Annotated in this window: 11 protein-coding genes; 8 read left to right on the top strand and 3 right to left on the bottom strand. The window is 70.6% G+C overall.

The window, feature by feature from the left end; translation table 11 throughout:
• The first annotated feature begins 19 nt into the window (after positions 1-19).
• Positions 20-604: a 2'-5' RNA ligase family protein gene (locus ACQBAU_RS14900; RefSeq protein ID WP_465256076.1), complete on the top strand. Its 585-nt coding sequence runs from the start codon at positions 20-22 to the stop codon at positions 602-604.
• A 47-nt stretch (positions 605-651) separates the two neighbouring features.
• Here the strand turns inward: ACQBAU_RS14900 and coaA are convergent, their stop codons facing one another.
• A complete protein-coding gene (gene coaA, locus ACQBAU_RS14895; protein WP_465256140.1) occupies positions 652-1,617 on the bottom strand; it encodes a type I pantothenate kinase in 966 nt (321 codons plus the stop codon).
• Positions 1,618-1,723: 106 nt separating this feature from the next.
• Here coaA and glmS point away from each other — a divergent pair, with 106 nt between their 5' ends.
• From glmS to ACQBAU_RS14860, 7 genes are all read left to right on the top strand, one after another.
• On the top strand, positions 1,724-3,568 hold the full coding sequence (gene glmS / locus ACQBAU_RS14890) for a glutamine--fructose-6-phosphate transaminase (isomerizing) (protein ID WP_465256075.1): 1,845 nt from the start codon (positions 1,724-1,726) through the stop codon (positions 3,566-3,568).
• Positions 3,569-3,608: 40 nt separating this feature from the next.
• Entirely contained in the window at positions 3,609-3,959 is a 351-nt protein-coding gene (locus tag ACQBAU_RS14885) for a holo-ACP synthase (RefSeq protein ID WP_434548262.1), read from the top strand.
• 4 nt (positions 3,960-3,963) lie between these two features.
• On the top strand, positions 3,964-5,442 hold the full coding sequence (locus tag ACQBAU_RS14880; RefSeq protein ID WP_465256074.1) for a bifunctional ADP-dependent NAD(P)H-hydrate dehydratase/NAD(P)H-hydrate epimerase: 1,479 nt from the start codon (positions 3,964-3,966) through the stop codon (positions 5,440-5,442).
• A gap of 2 nt (positions 5,443-5,444) precedes the next feature.
• A complete protein-coding gene (locus ACQBAU_RS14875; RefSeq protein ID WP_465256073.1) occupies positions 5,445-8,510 on the top strand; it encodes an alpha-mannosidase in 3,066 nt (1,021 codons plus the stop codon).
• Positions 8,507-9,649: an alanine racemase gene (gene alr / locus ACQBAU_RS14870; RefSeq protein WP_434548265.1), complete on the top strand. Its 1,143-nt coding sequence runs from the start codon at positions 8,507-8,509 to the stop codon at positions 9,647-9,649. Before ACQBAU_RS14875 ends, alr begins: the two co-directional genes overlap by 4 nt.
• Positions 9,649-10,779 carry an alpha/beta fold hydrolase gene (locus tag ACQBAU_RS14865; RefSeq protein WP_465256072.1) on the top strand — a complete coding sequence of 377 codons (1,131 nt, stop codon included), beginning with the start codon at positions 9,649-9,651 and terminating at the stop codon, positions 10,777-10,779. Before alr ends, ACQBAU_RS14865 begins: the two co-directional genes overlap by 1 nt.
• A gap of 78 nt (positions 10,780-10,857) precedes the next feature.
• Positions 10,858-12,201 (top strand): Gfo/Idh/MocA family protein, encoded by a 1,344-nt coding sequence (locus tag ACQBAU_RS14860; protein ID WP_434548267.1) that lies wholly within the window; start codon positions 10,858-10,860, stop codon positions 12,199-12,201.
• A gap of 90 nt (positions 12,202-12,291) precedes the next feature.
• Here ACQBAU_RS14860 and ACQBAU_RS14855 read toward each other — a convergent pair whose 3' ends face one another.
• Entirely contained in the window at positions 12,292-13,026 is a 735-nt protein-coding gene (locus tag ACQBAU_RS14855; RefSeq protein WP_465256071.1) for an SGNH/GDSL hydrolase family protein, read from the bottom strand.
• A 174-nt stretch (positions 13,027-13,200) separates the two neighbouring features.
• Positions 13,201-14,358 carry a glycosyltransferase family 4 protein gene (locus tag ACQBAU_RS14850; RefSeq protein WP_465256070.1) on the bottom strand — a complete coding sequence of 386 codons (1,158 nt, stop codon included), beginning with the start codon at positions 14,356-14,358 and terminating at the stop codon, positions 13,201-13,203.
• Between the last annotated feature and the right edge of the window lie 137 nt (positions 14,359-14,495).

Genomic DNA, 14,495 nt, shown 5'->3' with positions numbered 1-14,495 from the left:
ACCCTGGGACGCCTCACCCTTGGACGAATCGCCCCTTGACCGGACGTCGGTGTCGCACAAGCCGATGACCGTGGTGCAGCCCGCGGTCCGCGACGACCTGACCGTGGAGGGGCGGACGGCGCTGATCGTGCCGCTCGACGCCGGGCCGGTGGTCGACCGGTGGCGCCTCGCGACCGACCCCACCGCTCCCGGTGTGCCGGCTCATGTGACCGTGCTGGTGCCGTTCCTCGAGCTGGACCGGATAGACGACTCGGTGACCGACTGGCTGTCGCGGCTCTGCGCCGGGATCGTGGCGCCCGAGATCACGCTCGACGACGTGCGGTCGTTCCCCACCGCAGTGTGGTTGCACCCGGCCGAGTCGGACTTCTTCGTCGACCTCACCACCCGGGTCGCCGCCCGCTGGCCCGACCATCCGCCGTACGAGGGCCAGCACGCCGAGGTCGTGCCCCACCTCACCGTCGCTCACGCACCGCGGATGCGTGACCGGGTTGCTGCCGAGCTGGCCCCGACGTTGCCGATCCGGCGGCGCGTCGACGGGGTCCACCTGTTCGCGTACACCCGCGGCAGCTGGATCGACGTCCGGCAGTTCCCCTTCGCCGGCTGACAAGTCGGGCCGGCTGACGAGTCGGGCCGGCTGACGAGTCGGGTCGGTCAGATCTTGCGGATCCGGACCCACTTCACCCGGTGGTCGTCGGCCTTCCGCAGGATCGCGGTGGCCCGGCCACGGGTCGGCAGGATGTTGGCCATCAGGTTGGGGCCGTTGATCGTGTCCCACAGGTGGGAGGCGGTGGCCCGGGCCTGCTGCTCGTCGAGCGCGGCGTACCGGGTGAAGTACGAGCGCGGGTCGCGGAACGCGGTCTCTCGCAGCCGCAGGAACCGCTGGACGTACCAGTTCTTGATCTCGTCGGGCGCGGCGTCGACGTACACCGAGAAGTCGAAGAAGTCGCTGACGGTCAGGCCACTGCTGCCGTCGGCACGCTGCCGGGCCGGCTGCAGCACGTTCAGTCCCTCGATGATCATGATGTCGGGACTTTCCACCACCACGCGCTCATCGGGCACGATGTCGTACGACAGGTGGCTGTAGACCGGCGCCTCGACACGGGGCTTGCCCGACTTCACGTCCATCACGAACCGCAACAGGCCCCGCCGGTCGTACGACTCCGGGAATCCCTTGCGCTGCAGCAGTCCCCGGCGTTGCAGTTCGGCATTGGGGTGCAGGAATCCGTCGGTGGTCACCAGTGCCACCCGGGGGTGTTCGGGCCAGGCGGCGAGCAGTTCGCGCAGCACCCGGGCGGTGGTCGACTTGCCGACCGCGACCGACCCGGCGACGCCGATCACGAACGGGGTCTGCCGCACCGACAGGCCGAGGAAGTCGTTGCTGGCCCGGTGCAGCTCGCCGGTGTGGTGGACGTACGTGGACAGCAGCCGGGTCAGTGGCAGATAGACGTCCTCGACCTCGTTCAGGCTGGTCGGGTCGTGTACGCCACGCAGCCGCGACAGCGTTGCGTCGGTGATCGTCATCGGGGTGGATGCGGCCAGTGCGGCCCAGTCGGCCCGGCTCCGTTCGACGTACGGGCCGAGCTGCGCCTCGGCGGTGGCCGGTTCCGACCCGGGCACGCGGTCGCGGTCGCTGGGCCAGTCTGGCTGGTCGACGATGGCGGACGGCACGGCCGCACACTCTACCTTGCCGGCGGTCGCGGTGTTCGTCGTTAGGCTGTACCGCATGTGCGGAATCGTCGGATACTGCGGGCATCGCTCCGCTGTCGAGGTCGTGGTGTCCGGGTTGCGCCGGCTGGAGTATCGGGGGTACGACTCGGCCGGCGTCGCGGTCGGTGCGCACGGTCGGATCGTGGAGGCCAAGAAGGCCGGCAAGATCAGCAACCTGGACGCCGAACTGGCCGCCCACCCGCTGCCCGCGGCGACCGCCGGTGTCGGCCACACCCGGTGGGCGACCCACGGCCCGCCCAACGACCTGAACGCCCATCCGCACGTGTCGGAGAACGGCCGGGTCGCGCTGGTCCACAACGGGATCGTGGAGAACTGGGCGACGTTGCGGGACGAGCTGGCGGCCGAGGGAGTCGTCCCCGTCTCCGACACCGACACCGAGATCGCGGCCCAATTGCTCGGCCGGGCCGTCGCGGACGGGGCCGACCTGACCACCGCGATGCGGCAGGTGGCCCCGCGACTGGAGGGGGCGTTCACGTTGGTGGCGGTCGACGCCGCCCACCCCGACACCGTGGTCGCCGCCCGCCGCAACTCGCCCCTGGTGGTGGGGGTCGGCGACGGCGAGAACTTCGTCGCCTCCGACGTGGCGGCGTTCATCGAGCACACCCGTGACGCGATCGAGTTGGGCCAGGACCAGGTCGTCACGATCACCGCCGACGCGGTCACGGTCACCGACTTCGACGGCAACGACGCGCCTACGACGCCGTACCACGTCGACTGGGACCTGGCCGCCGCGGAGAAGGGCGGCTTCGACTGGTTCATGCGCAAGGAGATCCACGAACAGCCCGAGGCGATCGCCAACACCCTGCTCGGCCGGCACGACGCGGCCGGTCGGCTGGTGCTCGACGAGCTGCGGATCTCGGAGGCCGAGCTGCGGTTGGTCGACAAGATCGTGATCATTGCCTGTGGTACCTCCTTCTATGCCGGGATGGTGGCCAAGTACGCGATCGAGCACTGGACCCGGACGCCGTGTGAGGTCGAGCTCGCCAGTGAGTTCCGTTACCGCGACCCGATCGTCAGCCCGCGCACCCTGGTGGTCGCGATCAGCCAGTCGGGCGAGACCGCCGACACGTTGATGGCGATCCGGTACGCCCGGGAGCAGGGTTCGAAGGTGCTGTCGATCTGCAACACCAACGGGTCGACGATCCCGCGGGAGTCCGACGCGGTGATCTACACCCACGCCGGCCCTGAGATCGGGGTGGCCTCGACGAAGGGTTTCACCACCCAGCTCGTCGCCTGCTACCTGCTGGGCCTCTACCTGGCCCAGGTGCGGCGCACCAAGTACGACGACGAGATCGCCGCGGTGGTCGCCGAGCTGGAGACGATGCCCGACCTGGTGCAGCGGGTGCTCGACGACCAGGACGCGGTGATGCGGCTCGCCGACGAGCTGGTCGACGCCCGCTCGGTGCTGTTCCTGGGCCGACACGTCGGGTACCCGGTCGCGCTGGAGGGTGCGCTGAAGCTGAAGGAGCTCGCCTACATCCACGCCGAAGGGTTCGCCGCCGGGGAGTTGAAGCACGGCCCGATCGCGCTGATCGAGCAGGGACTCCCGGTGTTCGTGGTGGTGCCGCCGCGTGGACGGGACCAGCTGCACGGCAAGGTCGTGTCCAACATCCACGAGATCCGCGCCCGCGGTGCCCGGACGATCGTGCTGGCCGAGGAGGACGACGAGGTCGCCGCCGGGCACGCCTCGATCCTGTTGTCGTTGCCGAAGGTGTCGACGCTGCTCCAGCCCCTGTTGGCCGCGGTGCCGCTGCAACTGTTCGCATGCGAGCTGGCGACCCGGCAGGGCAACGACGTCGACCAACCCCGCAACCTCGCCAAGTCGGTGACGGTCGAGTGAAGCCTGATCGGGTGGCGCTGGCCGGTGCGGGGGTGGCTCGGTGATCATCGGGGTCGGGATCGACGTGTGCGAGATCAGCCGGTTCGCCGCGACGATCGAACGCAGCCCCGGACTCGTGCACCGGCTGTTCACCCCGGCCGAGGCCGAACGGTCCGTGGCGTCGCTGGCGGCCCGGTTCTCGGCCAAGGAGGCGCTGGCGAAGGCGTTGGGTGCCCCGGCCGGACTGGTGTGGAAGGACGCCGAGGTGATCACCGATGATCTTGGTCGGCCGTCGTTCCGGCTGATCGGCACGGTGGCCGGACAGGCCGATCGGCTCGGGGTGGAGCGGATCCACCTGTCGCTGTCCCATGACGCCGGGATCGCCTCGGCCATGGTGGTCTGCGAGGCCTGACACCATGATCGACATCTGCACCGTCGCCGAGGTCCGGGAGGCTGAGGAGCAGGCGTTCGCCGTCCTCGGTGACGCCGATGCGCCCGACGGTGGGTCGTTGATGCAGCGGGCTGCCGCCGGGCTGGCCGGCGTGATCATCGACAGTCTGCACGAATTGCGGGTCGGGACGTACGGGGCGCGGGTGCTGGTGCTGGCCGGCGGCGGCAACAACGGTGGCGACGCCTTGTACGCAGGCCTGCGGCTCGCCCGCCGCGGGGTTCGGGTGCTGGTCTGCCGGGTCGCCGAGAAGGTCCATGCCGGCGGGTGGCAGGCCTGCCTGACAGCCGGTGCGGTCGAGGTCGACCCGGGCGCCGCCATCGAGTTGATCATGTCCGGGGGTGCGGACGTGGTGGTCGACGGGGTGCTCGGCATCGGTGGCCGGTCCGGGCTCACCGGGGTGGCCGCGGAGTTGGCGGGCGCCTGTGTCGCGGCCCGGGCGTACGTGATCGCGGTCGACCTGCCGTCCGGGCTTGCCGCCGATCTCCCCGGCGCGGCCGACAGCGCGTTCCGGGCCGACCGGACCGTCACCTTCGGTGCCCACAAGCTGTGCCAGTACGGCGAACCCGCGGCCTCGGCCTGTGGCCGGGTGACCATGATCGACATCGGACTGACCACCCGACCCGGCGTCGTGCAGTGGGAGCCGGCCGACGTGGCGCACTGCTGGCCGGTGCCCGGCCCGACCGATGACAAGTACTCGCGCGGCGTCGTCGGCATCGACACCGGATCCGATGCCTACCCCGGTGCCGGGCTGCTGAGCACCCTCGGCGCGGTGTACGCGGGGGCCGGGATGGTGCGGTTCCTCGGGGCCTCGCATCCCCGCGAGTTGATCATGGGGACGCTGCCCAACGTGGTGCACGCACCGGGCCGGGTGCAGGCGTACGTGCTCGGCTCGGGCTGGGGGGAGCGGGCAGACGGCGACCGGGTGGTCGCCGACGCGCTCGACGCCGGGGTGCCGGTCGTACTCGACGCCGACGGACTGCGCCACCTGCCGACCGGCCGGGTGGCCGTACCGCTGCTGCTGACCCCGCACGCCGGCGAGCTGGCCCGACTGCTCGACACCGACCGGCACGAGGTCGAGGCCGACCCGATTACTGCCGTACGGGCGGCGGTCGACGCCACCGGTGCGACGGTGCTGTTGAAGGGCGCCACCCAGTACGTGGCCGGCCCCGACACCGACACCACGGCGTTGGCTGTACCCGGTCCGGCGTGGACCGCTCAGGCGGGTTCCGGGGACGTCTTGGCCGGGATCTGCGGCACGTTGCTCGCCGCCGGGCTGTCGCCCGCGACGGCCGCCCTGGCCGGGGCGTCCCTGCAGGCGATGACCGCGGTCGCGAACCCGGGGCCGTACCCGCCACACGAGCTGGCACGCACCCTGCCCGCCACGATCGCGGAACTGGTGCCACCGGAACATAGGGTGAACGACAACCGAACGCGACAGGAGTGACGATGCACGACGATCGCAAGCAGACCGAGGACCGCCTCAGCCGTGCGCTGGAGGTCCGACTGCCGGCCGCGTTGTACCGCCCCACCGGTGTCGAGCTGGAGCTCGAGGTGTGGCACGCACCGGGGGAGCCGGTCCCGGCCACCGAGGCGATCGCGCAGTCGTACGAACCGATCGAGCCCGGGACGGCGTGGGGTCGGGCCTGGTCGACCAGCTGGCTCCACGTCACCGGATCCGTACCGCCGCGGCAGTTCAAGGGCCGCAGCCTGGAGCTGGTCGTCGACCTCGGTTTCCTGGGCGGGCCGGGCTTCACCTGTGAGGGCCTGGTGCACCTGCCCGACGGCACCCCGGTCAAGGGGCTGCACCCGCACAACCACCACCTGCCGCTCCGCGACGGGCAGATCAAGATCGACTACTACATCGAGGCCGCGGCCAACCCGCAGGTGATCTCCGGACACACTCCCACCCAACTGGGCGACTGGGACACCGCCGGCGACGAGCCGCTGTACACCCTCGGTGAGGTGGCGGTGCTGGAGCTCGACACCGACGTGTTCGGGCTGATCCGCGACCTGGAGGTCGCCGGTGAGCTGCTCCACGAACTGCCGACCGACGGGGCGCGGCGCTGGCAGCTGACCGCCGCCGTCGGCCACGCCCTCGACGCGTTCGACATCGGTGACGTACCGGCCGCCCGCAAGTCGCTGGCCGGCGTGCTCGCCGCCCCGGCGACCGCGTCGGCCCACCGGATCACCGCGGTCGGGCACGCCCACATCGACTCGGCCTGGTTGTGGCCGCTGCGCGAGACCGTCCGCAAGGTCGCCCGGACGGTCAGCAACGTGATCAGCCTGGCCGACGACTACCCCGAACTGGTGTTCGCGTTCTCGTCGGCCCAGCAGCACGCCTGGTTGAAGGAGCACCACCCGAAGGTGTGGCGGCGGCTCAAGAAGGCGGTCGCCGACAAGGTGATCGTGCCGGTCGGCGGCATGTGGGTCGAGTCGGACACCAACATGGTCGGTGGCGAGGCGATGGCCCGCCAGTTCGTGCACGGCAAGCGGTTCTTCCTCGAGGAGTACGGCATCGAGACCGACGAGGTGTGGCTGCCGGACTCGTTCGGGTACGCCGCCGGGCTGCCGCAGATCGTCGCGCAGTCGGCGACCACGTACTTCCTGACGCAGAAGATCTCGTGGAACCGGGTCAACCTGTTCCCGCACCACACGTTCTGGTGGGAAGGGCTCGACGGCACCCGGGTGCTCACCCACTTCCCGCCCGCCGACACCTACAACTCCGACATTCGTGGCACCGAGCTGGCCCACGCGGCACGCACCAACCGCGACAAGGTCGACGGCAACCGATCCCTGCTCCCGTTCGGGTTCGGCGACGGTGGCGGCGGGCCGACCCGCGAGATGATGGAGCGGATCCGTCGGACCACCGACCTCGAGGGCAGCCCGACCGTGACGGTCGGTCGGCCTGACGACTTCTTCACCACCACCGACGAGGCGTACGGCGACACCGCGCAGACCTGGCGTGGTGAGCTCTACCTGGAGATGCACCGCGGCACCTACACCTCCCAGGCACGCACCAAGCAGGGCAACCGGCGCAGCGAGTCCAAGCTGCGCGAGGCCGAGCTGTGGGCGGCCACCGCGGCGGTCCGTGACGGCGCGGCCTACCCGTACGACGCGCTGGATCGGCTGTGGAAGCGGGTGCTGCTGCACCAGTTCCACGACATCCTGCCCGGCAGCTCGATCCACTGGGTGCACCGGGAGGCCGAAGAGGCCTACGCCGAGATCACCAGCGAACTCGACGAGATCATCGACGAGGCCGTCACCGGGCTGGCCGGCGAGGGTGACACCAAGATCAGCTTCAATGCCGGCATCGGCGAATGCGCGACGGTCCCGGCGATGGGGGCGGCACCCGAACGTGACCTCGGCCGGGTGAAGGTGAGCCGGCACGGTCGTGGCTGGACGCTGGCCAACGGACTGGTCACGGTCAAGATCAACAACCGCGGTCTGGTCACCTCGATCGTCGACCACCGGACCGCCGCCGACGAGTTCGACCGGGAGGTGCTGAGCGGGCCGAGCAACCTGTTGCAGCTGCACCCCGACAACCCGGTCACCTACGACGCGTGGGACGTCGACTCGTACTACCGCAACACCGTCACCGACCTCACCGAGGTGTCCCACGTCGAGCAGGTCGACGGGGGAGTCGCGGTGACCCGGAAGTTCGGCGAGTCGACGGTGGTGCAGACGATCACCCTCGCCCCGGCGGCCGACCGGGTCGACTTCGCCGTCGACGTCGACTGGCACGAACGGCACACCTTCCTCAAGGCGGGCTTCCAGCTCGACCTGCAGGCCGAGCACAGTGCCGCGGAGACGCAGTTCGGGCACGTGCTGCGGCCGACCCACGAGAACACCAGCTGGGACGCGGCGAAGTTCGAGATCTGCGCCCACCGCTACCTCCACCTGGCCGAGGCGGACTACGGGGTCGCACTGGTGAACGATGCCACCTACGGCCACGACGTACGCCGGATCCGTACCCCACAAGGGTCCTCGGGTCGCAAGGGGGTCGCCACCGAGGCCCGACTCTCACTGTTGCGGGCGCCGCGGTACCCCGACCCCGAAGCCGATCAGGGCCGCCACGTGCTGCGGTACGCCCTCGTGGTCGGCTGCGACACCGCACGGGCCGCGCAGGAGGGGTACGCCATCAACCTGCCGGCGCGGACCGTGGCCGGCAGTGGCGCCGAGGTCGAGCCACTGGTGTCGGTCGACTGCCCCGACATCATCGTGTCGGCGGTCAAGTTGGCCGACGACAGGTCCGGTGACGTGGTGGTGCGGCTGCACCAGGCGACCGGTGCCCGTAGCCGAGGCCGACTCGACCTGGGGTTCGCCGCCAAGGACGTCGTGGTGACCGACCTGCTCGAGCGTCCGATCGGTGGCCGCGGCGACGGTGCCAGCCCGATCGGGCGGGCCGACTACGATGGGCCGGCGCTGCCGGCACCGACGGTGGCGCTGCGCCGCGGTGGGGTGGACCTCGAGCTGCGGCCCTTCCAGTTGGTGACCCTGCGGTTCGAGCGATGACCGATCCGACGACGGCCTCGGCCGTGGTTGACCTGGCCGCGTTCGCGGCGAACCTTGATCAACTTCGGGCGGTGTCCGCGCCGGCGGAGTTGATGGTCGTGGTGAAGGCCGACGGGTACGGCCACGGGATGGTGCCGATGGCGCTCGCCGCGCGTCAGGCCGGTGTCAGCTGGCTCGGCGTCGCGACCTCCGAGGAGGCGTTGCTGCTCAGGGATTCCGGCGACCGTGGTCGGTTGCTGTGCTGGTTGTACGGGCCGGCTGTCGACCTGACACGTGCGGTGGCCGCCGATGTTGATCTTGGTGTCTCGTCGCTGGCCGAGTTGGCCCGGATCGTCGCGGCGGCCGAGCTGGTCGGTGCGACCGCCCGCGTCCACCTCAAGATCGACACCGGACTGCACCGCAACGGCTGCCCACCCGACGCCTTCGGCCAGCTGTGTGCCGCCACACGGGAGGCGGTCGGTGCCGGCGCGGTCAGCTGCGTCGGGGTGTGGACCCACCTGGCCGTCGCCGAGGAGCCGGACCACCCGTCCGTCGCCGCGCAGCTGACCGAACTTGATCATGGTGTGCGCATCGCCCGGGAGGCAGGCCTGCAACCGCAGCTGGTGCACGCCGCCAACTCGGCCGGCGCGCTCGGGGTGCCGGCATCCCGGCTGGACCTGGTCCGGGTCGGCATCGCCGCGTACGGGGTCGACCCGGCACCGGGTGTCGCGGCCCGGGCCCAGGTGGTGCTGCAGCCGGTGATGACGGTCCGCGCCCAGCTGGTGTCGGTGAAGCCCTGCGCGGCCGGTGAGGGGGTCTCGTACGGCCACACCTGGACCGCCGAGCGGGACACCGTGCTGGGGCTGGTGCCGTTGGGGTACGCCGACGGGCTGCCGCGGGTCGCCGGCAATCGGGCCGAGGTGGTGGTCAACGGCCGCCGGGTGCCGCTGGTCGGGGTGGTGTGCATGGACCAGTGCCTGGTCGACCTCGGGCCGGGGGCGACCGACCGGGTGGGTGACGAGGTGATCATCTTCGGTGCCGGCGGCCCGAGTGCCGACGAGTTGGGCCGGGTGTGCGACACCATCGGCTACGAGATCGTCACCCGGGTCGGCCCCCGGGTCACCCGACAGCTGCAACCACGACCGACAGGAGGCGACTGATGGCGGGTCCCAGGACGCCGACCCCACGGCGAGGGCCGTCCGGCCCGGACAGGCCCTCACCCGGACTGGTGGGACGCACGGTCGGGTTGGTCGCCGGTGCGTTGGCGTTGACCGCCGGCGGGGTGGCGGCCGGGTTCGAGCTGGAACGGCGACTGGTGGCCCGCGGGTTGCGGCGCCGGCGCCCCGAGGACACCGAACCGTTCTTCTCGTTGCGCGGACCGGGCCCCGAGCTGATCACCCCCGACGGGGTGTCCCTGCACGTTGAGGTCGACGACCTGGCCCGCGACGCGCCGGACGACCTGACGGTGGTGCTGGTGCACGGGTACGCGTTGTCGATGGACTGCTGGCACTTCCAGCGCAAGTACTTCCGGGACAAGGCGCGGGTCGTGCTGTACGACCAGCGGTCGCACGGTCGCTCGGGTCGGTCGGCCCCCGAATACTGCCGGATTCCCCAACTGGCCAAGGATCTGGCGCAGGTGATGGAGGAGGTCGTCGGCGACGGGCCGGTCGTGCTGATCGGCCACTCGATGGGTGGCATGGCGATCATGCACCTCGCCCGGGACCACCCGGAGTGGTTCGGCGAACGGGTCGTCGGGGTCGGGTTCTGCTCGGTGTCGGCCGGTGACCTGACCGAGCACTCGATCCTGCCGGCGATCCCGGGCCGGACGTTCACGATGCTGGTGCCGAGCCTGCTGACGACCCTGAACCGGATCCCGCAGCTGGTCGAAGGGGCCCGGAAGGCGGGCTCGGACGTCGGCTTCGTGGCCACCAAGCGGCTGGCGTTCGGACGTGACGACATCCCCAACTCCTACGTCGAGTTCATGGCGACCATGTTGGGCGACATCCCGCTGTCGGTGATCGAGGACTACTACCCCGGGTTCGCCGAGGTGGACGAGGAGGCCTCGATGCCGGTGCTGTCGCGGGTGGAGCTGGCGATCCAGGGCGGCATCCAGGACACGGTGACCCCGATCCAGCACACGTACCGCATCCTCGAGCTGCTGCCGGGCGCGGAGAGCCTGGTGCTGGACAAGTGCCAGCACATGGGGATCATCGAGCACCATGGTGAGGTCAACGACTTGCTCGGGGCCATGGTGGAGCGCACTCGCCGTCACCTGCCATCGGCCCGGTAGCGAGCAGGCAGACAGCAGCGGGCAACGGGCCCATCGAGCCGCCGAGGCAGGGCCGACACGACGAGGAGTGGACGACGGATGACCACGCAGGTAGCCACCCGGGACATCAACAGCAACGCGGTGGGAGAGCCCGTCGAGGTCGTCCTCGTCGGGCTGGGACACCGGACGGTCGGGTACGCCGCGTACGGCGAGCAGCACCCCGAGCAGCTCCGCGTCGTCGCGGTGGTCGACCCCGACCCGATCCGTCGGGCCGCGGCGGCCGAACGGTTCGGTGTCGCGGAGGACCGGCAGTACGACTACGTCACCGACCTGCCGGCGGAGCCGCTTGCGCGGGCCGCGATCAACGGGACGATGGACGCGCTGCACGTGTCGACGTCGTTGGAACTGCTCGACCGTGGCTACGACCTGCTGCTGGAGAAGCCGATCGCGCTCGATCCGGACAGCATGTTGCAGCTGCAGCACCGGGCCGACGAGCTGGGCCGCACCGTGGTGGTCTGCCACGTGCTGCGGCATGCGCCGTTCTACGCCACGATCAAGCAGCTGATCGCCGACGGCGAGATCGGTGACGTGCTCACCGTGGACCTGTGCGAGGCGGTCTCGTACGACCACTTCGCGACCGGATTCGTCCGCGGCCGGTGGCGCAGCGAGGAGGCGTGCGGGTCGTCGTTCCTGATGGCGAAGTCGTGCCACGACATGGACCTGATGGCGTGGTTCGCCGCCCCCGGGGTGCCGGTGAGCGCGACGAGCATGGGGTCACTGCGCCACTTCACCGAGGCCAAGGCGCCGGCCGGGTCGGGCTCGCGCTGTGTCGGGGACTGTGCGATCGAGGAGACCTGTGCCTACTCGGCCAAGCGGATCTACCTCGACCTGAACCTGCACGGGTGGTACGCGTGGGAGTCGCTGGAGCACCTCGGCCGGCAGCCGACCCACGACGAGAAGTTGGCCTCGTTGGCCGGCGACAACCCGATGGGACGCTGCGTCTGGCGGTGCGACAACGACGTGACCGACCACCAGGTGGTCAGCGTCGAGTTCGACAACGGCACCACCGGCAACCTGACGCTCACCGCCAACAGCGCCCAGGGCGACCGGACGATCCACATCGTCGGCACGCGGGGTGAGATCAAGGGGTCGCTGGTGTCGGAGACCTTCACCGTCGGTCGCTTCGGCTCGCGGGACGAGCAGTTCACCACCGAGACGATCTCGACCACCGCGCCGCCCGACGCAGAGGGGTACGCAGGCCTGGGCCACGGCGGTGGCGACCTGCGATTGGTCGCCGACTTCCTGGCCGTGCTGCGGGGCGAGGCGCCGTCGTTGTCGACCACCGCGCTGGCCGACTCGGTGAACGGGCACCTGGCCGGGTTCGCCGCGGAGCAGGGACGGGTGGAGCGCCGCTGGGTCGATCTCGCCGAGCTCCGTCGCTGAGCACGCCGGTCCTTGACGCAAACGCGGCGATTTCGGGGTGATGGCCTGCTGACGCGGCGATCCAGCTGAAATCGCCGCGTTTCGGTACGCTCACCCGGCGACGCGTGCCTCCGAGGCACCGAGGACGTCGATCATGGTGCGCCAGTACGTGTCGGCCCACAGCTGGTAGCCGAGCTGGTTGGGGTGGAACCAGTCCCCGTTGACGTGGTGGAACATCCGGAACGGCCACTGGGCGCGACTCGTCGCGTACAACGGCACCAGGTGGTGGCCGTGCTTCGGCACGAGGTCGGCGATGATCTGGTTGGCGGTGCGCACCCGAGGCTCGAACGGCCAGTGGCCGAAGGTCGGCAACTCTCCCACGAAGGTCCCGGGCGGCATGGCGGACAGCACCTGGTCGAACCTGTCCCGGAAGCGGTTCGCGTCGAAGCTGCGCTTGATCATGTCGTTGCCGCCGATGAACAGGGTGCAGACGTCCGGCTGGGGCAGTCCCTCCAGCTGCGGGATCTGCTTGGCCAGCAGGGATCCCACGGTCGCGCCGCTGACGCTCAGGTTGCGGACCGCGACCGCCCGGCCCTCGCGCTCGGCGAGGCGATCGGCAAGCACCGACACGTAGCCCTCACCGGGATCGTCGACCCCTATGCCCTGTGCCGAGGAGTCGCCCAGGCTGAGGTAGCTGAACTCGCCGTCGGCGTTCCTGGCCTCCCAGTACTCGCGGTGGCTCGGGACCTGTCGCCACAGCCGCCGCACCTCCGAGCGGTAGCGAACGGCAAACGCGGCAAGCCCGAGGCTGCAGGTGATGACGGCGGCGGGGACGATCGGCTTCACGGGGTGGCTCCTGGGGCAGTCGGCACGAGCGCGGGCTCGTCGGGCTGGAGTTCAGCAGGGCGGTCGGGGCGGGGGCATGCCACCGATCCTGACGCAACCGCGCTGATTTCCGGGCCATGCCCGGCCGACGCGGCGATCGCGCCGAAATCGCCGCGTTTCGGTACGCGGTCGGGGTCAGGCGAACAGGCTCCACGGCCAGGCCGGCACCGGGGCGCGTTCGCCGACCTCGGCGATGACCTCGCGGTAGTGCTGCATCAGCACGCTGCACAGGTACGGCCAGGTGCGGTGCTCCACGGCGGCGCGGCCCTTGAGACCGAACGCCTTCCGCTTGAAGTCGTCACCGAGCAGGTCGCGGACGTGGCCACGCATCGCCGCCAGGTCACCGGGCGGGTAGAGCCAGCCGGTGTGCGACGGGTCGACCAGGTCGAGCGGGCCACCGCGGGCCGGCGCGACGACCGGGGTACCGCTGGCCAGGGCTTCCTGGATCGACTGGCAGAAGGTCTCCAGCTCACCGGTGTGCACGAACAGGTCGGCACTGGCCATCGCGGTCGGTACGGCGTCGCCGGTCTGCTGGCCGAGGAACACCGCGTGCGGCAGGAACTCCTCGAGCTCGGCCCGCTTGGGCCCGTCGCCGATGATCACCAGCTTGGTGTTGGGCAGGTCGGTCAGCACGTGCAGGTCGTCGACCTGCTTCTCGGCGGCGAGCCGGCCCACGTACACGATGATCTTCTCGCCGTTCGGCGCCATCCGGGCCCGCCACTGCGGGTCGTACTTGTCGGGGTGGAACCGTTCGGAGTCGACCCCGCGGCCCCACAGCTGCACCCGCTCCACGCCCTGCTCGGCGAGCTGACCGGCGGCGAAGGACGAGGGTGCGAGCGTCCGGGTGGCGAGGTTGTGGACGTTGCGGACCCGGCGCCACAGCACCGGTTCGAACTGCGGCACCCCGTACCGGCTGGCGTACGTGGGCACCTCGGTCTGGTAGATCGAGACCATCGGCAGTCCGAGCCGGTGGCCGACCTGGCTGGCCTTGTAGCCGAGCGCGAACGGGGCGGCCAGGTGCACCACGTCGGGGGCGTGGTCGGTCAGGATCTTCTCCAGCCGGAACTGGCCGGAGGTGGCGACCCGGAAGCCGGCGTAGCCGGGCAGCGAGACCGACGGCAGGCCGATGACGCGGGCCCCGGCGTACTCGCGGGGCACCTCGCCCCCGGCGGACGGCGCGATGACGAGGGCTTCGTGGCCCTCGGACTGGAGGTGTTCGAGGACCCGGAGGATGGAATGGGTGACCCCGTTGACCTGTGGCAGGAACGTTTCGGTGACCACGGCGATTCGCACGGTTCGACTGTGTCGAGGGCGCCTTGCCGATCGGGTGCGGCAGCGGAACGTGTCGGGCAACACATGGTGACGAAACGCCGACGTTGGACCCGTCCGTTCACCTGTCCGTGGCCCGGCGGTCATCGTGCCCCGCCCCC

Source organism: Carbonicoccus niuqiaonis (genome assembly GCF_050157065.1).
GTDB lineage: Bacteria > Actinomycetota > Actinomycetes > Propionibacteriales > Propionibacteriaceae > Avipropionibacterium.
Note: the sequence above shows the minus strand (reverse complement) of the source record. Positions and strands in the feature narration are given on the sequence as shown.